Raw genomic sequence first — 7,968 nt, forward strand, 5'->3', positions numbered from 1 at the left:
ATGTTTATTGAACCTTCCATAGGTAAATCCAACCCAAGAGATAAAAAAGGCCATATTGAAGTAATATGTGGATCCATGTTTTCGGGCAAAACCGAAGAGCTTATCCGAAGACTCAACAGGGCTTTAATTGCTAAGCAACGGGTAGAAATTTTCAAACCCTCCGTGGATAAAAGATACCACGAATTTGATGTGGTATCACATAATGAAACAGCGATCCGGTCTACTCCAGTACAATTTGCTGAAGATATTATATTACTAGCGGGGAACTGTGAAGTGGTGGGGATCGACGAAGTACAGTTTTTTGATAATAGAATAATTCATGTCGCCACAGTGTTGGCCAATTCAGGTAAAAGGGTGATTCTTGCAGGTTTGGATATGGATTTTGAAGGAAATGCCTTTGAACCAATGCCTCAGCTTTTATCTATTGCGGAATATGTAACAAAGGTACATGCCATCTGCATGAAATGCGGAGATTTGGCTTCTTACTCCTTCAGACTAAGCACAACAAAGGAGAAGGTCCTTTTAGGAGAAAAAGAGAGTTATGAGGCCCGTTGCAGAAAATGCTTCTTTGAAGACAATAATAAGTGAACTGATGGAGCAAAGAGATCCAAAAGTTTACCGGTTATTTTTAAGTAAAAATCGATTTTGGATCATTGCTCTTTTTGCCATTTTGATTTACCAGAGAGGGTTCGCCCAATCCAATATTCCCGTAGGTACTTGGCAAGTTTACAATTCCTATCTTGATAGCGGGAAACTTACAGGGACAGAAACTTCTGTTTTTTCAATCTCCCAGAATGCGGTTTTTTATCTTAATGTAGCTTCCAAAGAAGTCAATACATTGACTGTTTTGGATGGGCTATATGACCAAAATTTCACCGCAGCTTCCTTTGTTCCGAATACCAAAAAGCTCATCTTGGCTTATCCGGACGGTACTGTGCAATTGGTTGGTGAAAGAAGTATCAGTACACTGACTGCGTTGAGGGATAATGTGCAAATCCCCTTAAAAAAAATCAATGCCTTTGAGGTAAAAGGCGATTTGGTCTTGGTGGCAGGAGCCTTTGGTATGTCTCTGATAAATTCCAAAAATGAAAACTTTGAAGCCTCATTCACCAATTTAGGAAGAAATGGGGAAGCTTTGGAGATTTTGGACCTTACTGAGGACAGCTCAAGATTTTATTTGGCGACCGAGGACGGGTTGCTTATCGGAAATAAATCAAGCAACCTGAATGATTTTCGAAATTGGGCAAGAGTAAGGTACGATGGTTTTCTGTTAAAAGAAATAGGTATAACTGAAGGTCAGGTTTTCCTGATTGATGAAAACGGGTTTTTGTTTCTTCTGGATAAAGAAAGTCTGGTTTTAGAGCCCATTTTGGGAGTAAGCAATGCTAAAAACATGCGTTTTTTTGGGGAGAGGCTGTTCTTTCAGATGGAAAATGCTGTCTATACCATTAATGGAAATGGCTCATGGAATTTGTACTACAGTAAGCAAGAAGGTGACTTTTCAGACTATTTCATCTCCAACAGCGGTTTTTTCCTGCAGGTGCAAGGTGAAGGAATAGTCACGGAGAATGGCACTTCTTTTTCCCCCAATGCGCCCTCCTCAAAACTCAAGAATATTGTTCCCAGTACAGAGGGTTTCATTGGTATCCCTTACTTTCAAAACATCAGGGGCAATATTTTGACAAGCGAAAGACAAATCACAAGCACACTTTTCCAAGGGAGATGGGAAGAGGTTGATGCTCCTGAGGAAATTCTTTCAGTGGCTCAACTGAATCAGGATATATACTTTGGCACCAACTCGGGACTATGGAAAAAGAGCAGGGGAAAACTAGAGCCTATCAGGCTCAATGGACAGCAAAACCAAATGTCGGTCCAAGTATTACATACCGACCAAACCGGAAATTTATGGATCGGGCTTAGGGATGATGCTCAGAGACTTTTCAAATTGAATAGTAGTGGAGCTCTGGAGCAGGTAAATGTTCCTGGATTGGCCTTCCCTCATAAAATCCTTTCTGATCGGTCTGCAAACCTGTGGATCCTGCAAAAAACACAAACAGGAAATACCAGGCTTCAGGTATTTAATGCAAACACCGAGCTTAATCGCTTCATAGGAAATACAGAGGGCTTTTTAACTTCTACCATTCTGGATATGGATTTAGATTCCAATCAACAACTTTGGTTGGGGCACGAGAATGGTGTCATTTACCTTCCCAACGTAAGTGGGATCAATGCTGGAAGTACTATAAATGCGATAACCCCCATATTTCAAGGTAGGCCTTTGCTATCAGGGATTTCAGTGACACAAGTAAAAGTAGCACCTGACCAGACCAAGTGGTTTGGTACTGAGAGGGAAGGACTTTGGAGATTCTCGGAGTTTGGGGATGTCCTTTTGGAGCAATTCGGAAGAAACAACAGCCCTTTGGTGAGTAACCGCATAGAGAACTTGAATCTTGACCCGCTGTCTGGTGAAGTGCTCATAGTACAGGGAAATGCTGCATTTTCATACAGGGGGACAAGTATGGAATCATTTGAATCTCTGGAAAGTCTCAAAATCTTTCCAAATCCAGTAAGACCGGAATTCAATGGAGAATTGAGTATTGAAGGACTTACAGATTTCGCCAATTTAAAGATCACTTCTGCTGCAGGAAGAGTGGTGCATTCAGCACAGGTGAGGGGAGGAAAGGCAACTTGGAACCTGTCATCATTGGTAGGAGGACGGGTGCAGCCAGGAGTTTATTTGGTGTATGTTTCAGATGAATCTGGAAGAGAGAGGGTGGCAGGTAAATTTGTTGTTTTATAATGCTGAAAAAAACTGAAGGAATCGTGTTTTCATTTCTGAGGTACCAAGAGTCCTCTATTATTTCCAAGATCTTCACACGGGAACTGGGGCTTAAAAGCTATATCATCAATGGAGTGCGCAGCAGTAAAAGTAAAGGCAAAATAGCCCTTTATCAGCCGCTTACTATTTTGGATATGGTAGTTTATGAAAAAGGGAATGCCAACCTCAATAGGATTTCAGAGACCAAACTTCAGCATGCTTTTCAGACGATTCCATTTGACTTTTACAAATCAGGAATTGCCATGTTTATGGCTGAGGTATTGTCAAAATCAATTTATGAAAGCTATCAGAATGAGGATCTTTTTGATTTTTTGGTTCAGGCTATCATGTTTTTGGACAGTGAAGAGGTACACTTAAGTCATTTTCCTTTGGTATTTCTTTGGGAGACGTCGAAATACCTAGGCTTTTCACCTGGCAATGCTGAGGAATTTTTTGAAGAGATTCAGGAGAATATTACCAGGCAGATTGACTGGGGTGCGGAAATGCAATCGCTCAATATTATTATTGAACAGTCTTTTGAATGCAGTGTGAAAATCCCCGCCAAAATCCGTAGAGACCTTTTGGATCACATGCTTGCCTTATATAGCAAGCATTTGGATTTTGGAGGAGAGTGGAAATCGGTGAAAGTGTTGCGCCAGTTGATGCACTAACTGTATTAAATTTGAGAATACTTGGTGAAAAAATGATGATTTAAACAAAAGAAAGGCAAGATATCTCATTATGATGGTGATAAGAGTCCAAAAACTTGCGTATTAAGTATTGATACGTTAATATTGTGGAATAAGAGTATTTGAAGAATCCTCTCCCCGGGGATTTTGACTATCCTGAATATCTTTTTACTTCAGTTCAATAGTAATCAATACACCATCATTTCAATTTACATCTCATTATTAATTTAATTTCGTAAGCTTTTTATGTATAACATAGAAGAATTAAGGATCAGACTTCTATCAGAATTGAAGGAGATCGCAGAGGAATTGGGAGTGAAAAACTTCAAAAACCTCAAAAAAGATGACCTGGTTTATGCCATATTGGACCAACAGGCCATCACTCCAGAGCAAGCCCTCCCGAAAAAGAAGCCTTCCGTCACTGAGGACGAACCCAAGAAGGAAGAGAAACAAAAGGAGCAAAAAGAGGCAACTCCCAAAGCTGAAGCTCCTGAAAACAATGCCAAGTTCAGAAGACAAAACGTAACTGAACTCCCTAAAGAAGCTCCAAAGGAAAAACCTAAAGGAGAAACCAAACCTAGGAAACAGGAAGCCCCCAAGCCTAATCCAAGAAAAGAAGAGTCTGCACCTAAAGAGGAAAAAAAGCCGATTCCAGCCCCAAAACCTACTCCACCGCAACCAGAAGCTGAAGAAAAGCCAAAGTTTATCCGACCAAGAAAAAAGGTAGTGGAAGTAGAACCTACTCCGGCTCCGGAGAAATCCCAAGAGCAGGAAGTTGAAATCCCAAGAAGAAAAAATATCAGGGACAGTGAAGAAGCTCATATCCCTTCTGCCGATGTAGTGTCATCCAGAAAGAAGCCTTATGTGAGCCCAAAAGAATTTGAAGGCATCATTGAAAATGAAGGTGTTCTTGAAATCATGTCCGAGGGATACGGTTTTATGAGGTCTTTGGATTACAATTATCTTGCTTCCCCAGATGATATTTATGTATCACCTTCTCAAATCAAACTTTTTGGACTGAAAACCGGAGATCACGTCAAGGGTTCAATCAGACCGCCTAAAGAAGGAGAAAAATATTTTGCCCTACTTAAAGTGATTACGGTTAACGGTAAAACAACCGAAGAAATCAGGGACAGAATTCCATTTGAATATTTAACACCTCTATTTCCGGAAGAGAGGTTAAACCTTTCTACCAAATCAGGGAATTACTCAACCCGTATCTTGGATCTTTTCGCTCCAATAGGAAAAGGACAAAGAGGAATGATTGTGGCACAGCCGAAAACAGGTAAAACTGTTTTACTTCAGCAAATTGCCAATGCGATCGCCGAAAATCATCCTGAAGTGCATTTGATGATTCTTTTGGTAGATGAAAGGCCTGAAGAAGTAACAGATATGGCCCGTTCGGTAAAGGCAGAGGTGATATCTTCCACCTTTGACGAACAAGCAGAACGTCATGTAAAGGTAGCTACCATAGTACTTGAGAAAGCCAAAAGAATGGTAGAATGCGGGCATGATGTTGTTATTCTATTAGATTCAATCACAAGATTGGCAAGAGCATACAATACCGTAGTACCATCCTCAGGAAAGATTCTCTCAGGTGGTGTAGATGCCAATGCATTACACAAACCAAAGAGATTCTTCGGAGCAGCCAGGAATGTGGAGAATGGAGGTTCTTTGACCATTATCGCTACAGCCTTGGTAGAAACAGGGTCTAAAATGGACGAGGTGATCTTTGAAGAATTCAAAGGTACCGGTAACATGGAATTGGCACTGGACAGAAAACTTTCCAACAGAAGAATCTATCCAGCTATCGACGTTCCAGGTTCAGGAACCAGAAGAGAAGATCTATTGATGGACAAAGAAGAAATGCAAAGGGTATGGATCCTGCGCAAGTTGATGTCCGACATGACCTCTCAGGAAGCCATGGAATTCCTCTTGCAGAGAATGAAAGGAACAAGAGACAATACAGAGTTTTTGATATCCATGAATGGATAATTTTTAAAAACTAAGTCATCATAACAAAGGCCAGCTGATTCAGCTGGCCTTTTTTTTAGAATTTAATTTGGTTTGAAATACATTATTTTTTATGTAAAAAACATAATTTATTTTTTTATTAAAACACTTTGATTTACTTTTGTGTTGCCTATCTAATTGATTCACCCCTATCACTTAATAGTATACATGACATTTTCACTTGTAAACCAAAATTTAGTTAAGGTTACTTTACGGTTTAAGTCATTTTTTATAGTTTTTTTGCTATTTTTTTTATTTGATGGACTATTAGCCCAAACTTGCAACGTATGCGACCATACCGTAGGGGCAACAGGAGGTCCGAGTCCGGCAATACCAAATAATGCTAACGGAATCACTGTCTGTATTGCCGCAAACAGGACAAATGGAATAAATTTTAACAATGCCCAAAATGTCACGGTTTGTATTCCTGAAGGAGTTACTGTAAATGCAAATTTCAACAGCCTTACTAGCTTGGCCCAATTAAACAATTATGGAACCTTTACAGCCAGGGCTGACTACAATGGGAGTTGGACAATAAATAATTTTGGTTCCATGACTCTTAATTTTGGAAATCTTAATAGTGGCAAAACAATCAACAATTCCGGAGTAATAAATAGAACCGGAAACTTTACAATTAACGGGAACTTTAACTCCGCTCAAGGAGCAACTAACTTTTCAGCAAATTTGACTGTCAACAGTAGTGGTACTTTTAATATAGGTGAAGGTAATGTAGGAGGAAATATTCAAAACAATGGCAATATCAACATTCATGGAACTCTTGATGTCCAAGGCAATGTCACCATGAATAGTGGTTCTAATATTTCTGCGGGAGATGACAATCAAGTAAATTATTTGTCTGTAGGAGGAAGCCTTAACGGTGCTGGCTGTTTAAATGGCATCAATGGATTATTATTTTCAAATTTACAGTGGAATTGCGGCAATGGAGAGGTTTATCTAGGTGTTGGTTCTGGATGTCTAGAAATTATTGAGACAAATCCTTATCAACAGGGAGGGGATGAATTTTTTGATAGGATATATATTTTTAGGTGCAGTACAGGTTGGACTGTACCAAATAATACTGAAACCGAGGAAGTAATTGACGCTGTTGATATACTTGTCGTTGCCGGTGGTGGAGGTGGTGGAAGAGGATCTAGCGCAGGTGGAGGAGGAGGTGGTGGCTTGATAGAGGAAAGTCCTGTACTGACCCCTGGATCCAATCTTCCTGTAATTGTTGGTGTTGGTGGAGCTGGCTCTACCAATGAAAATAATAGAGGTTTAAAAGGTAGTAACTCTTCTTTTTTTGGTTTCACTGCTGAAGGTGGAGGAGGTGGTGGATCTTCTGGCAATCAAAGAGCAGGCCAGAATGGGGGATCAGGTGGCGGTGGTGCCTTTGCAAATGGGAACCTTGGTGGAAATGGCTCCCAAGGAAATAATGGTGGTGCCGGAAGTAGTAATGGCCCTTTTAATAACGGGGGAGGAGGAGGAGGTAGTTTTTCCGCTGGAAGCAATGCCCAAAACGGAAATAATCCAGGAGGGAATGGAGGGAATGGAACTCTAAAAAATATTTCCGGTTCAGAAGTTATTTATTCAGCTGGCGGTGGAGGTACAGGGCCAAATGGTGGTGGAAATGGCGGTTCTGGAGTTGGTGGCAATGGTAATTCATCCGGCCCTGGAGAAAATGGCAATACCCCTGGTTCTGGAGGTGGTGCCGGTTCGACCAGAGGTGGTAACGGGGCAAACGGAATAGTCATTATCAGCCAGACTTTCAAAATACTTCCAGTTGAATTTTTACATATTACCGCTGAATTTTCCCAGGAAGAAAGAGTCAGTATGGTAAGTTGGGCTACCGCCAAGGAATGGGAAAACTCTCATTTTGAGGTAGAAAGATCTATCGATAATGTTAAGTCTTTTACCAAATTAGGTGAAGTGGAAGGAATAGGCTATACAGACGACAGGTCAGACTATAGCTTTAAAGATAATGATCTTCCATTACGTGGAGGGATGGCTTATTATAGGTTGAAGCAAGTGGACTTTTCGGGAACTTATGCCTACAGTGAGATTGTAGGAGTGAGAATCCCATCTATGAACGTCACCAATGGCGTTTGGCGCGCATTCCCCAACCCAACCAAAGGAAATAAACTCACCATTGATTTGGTCAACGCCCAAGAATATACCAATGAAAAAATCACGGCCCGATTGGTATCCTCTCTTGTGGGCAGTAGTTTAATCGAGGGTAAAAATATTCGGGAGGTGTCAGAAAAACTCTCCGATAAACTTCAGGCTTCACCAAATGGACTTTATATCATTGAAGTCTACTGGGGAGAAAAGAGAGAATATTTAAAAGTCTTAAAAAACTAAATAGCACCTACTATTAAAATTTAAAAGGGTCAGACTTGTGAAAATCTGACCCTTTATTTTTACATATCATCTTCATCAAAGTCCTCCTCA

5 protein-coding genes and 1 pseudogene are annotated in these 7,968 nt (G+C 40.5%); all 6 read left to right on the forward strand.

Features of this window, described 5'->3' with window-relative positions; genetic code table 11:
• Positions 1-588 carry a thymidine kinase gene (locus EA341_RS01710; protein WP_293010951.1) on the forward strand — a complete coding sequence of 196 codons (588 nt, stop codon included), beginning with the start codon at positions 1-3 and terminating at the stop codon, positions 586-588.
• Positions 569-2,800, forward strand: a complete 2,232-nt coding sequence (locus EA341_RS01715; protein ID WP_293010952.1) for a T9SS type A sorting domain-containing protein — start codon at positions 569-571, stop codon at positions 2,798-2,800. The genes EA341_RS01710 and EA341_RS01715 overlap by 20 nt, the downstream gene beginning before the upstream one ends.
• Positions 2,800-3,489, forward strand: a complete 690-nt coding sequence (gene recO, locus EA341_RS01720) for a DNA repair protein RecO (RefSeq protein ID WP_293010953.1) — start codon at positions 2,800-2,802, stop codon at positions 3,487-3,489. The genes EA341_RS01715 and recO overlap by 1 nt, the downstream gene beginning before the upstream one ends.
• Before the next feature lie 37 nt (positions 3,490-3,526).
• Positions 3,527-3,595: pseudogene (locus EA341_RS18985) on the forward strand (hypothetical protein); the annotation flags it as partial.
• Between the two features lie 158 nt (positions 3,596-3,753).
• Positions 3,754-5,502, forward strand: coding sequence for a transcription termination factor Rho (gene rho / locus EA341_RS01725; RefSeq protein ID WP_293010954.1), 1,749 nt, complete (start codon positions 3,754-3,756; stop codon positions 5,500-5,502).
• 258 nt (positions 5,503-5,760) lie between these two features.
• Positions 5,761-7,878, forward strand: coding sequence for a glycine-rich domain-containing protein (locus EA341_RS01730; RefSeq protein WP_293010955.1), 2,118 nt, complete (start codon positions 5,761-5,763; stop codon positions 7,876-7,878).
• Positions 7,879-7,968: the final 90 nt, after the last annotated feature.

This window comes from Mongoliibacter sp., assembly GCF_007692705.1.
In the GTDB taxonomy this organism is placed as follows: Bacteria; Bacteroidota; Bacteroidia; order Cytophagales; family Cyclobacteriaceae; genus Mongoliibacter.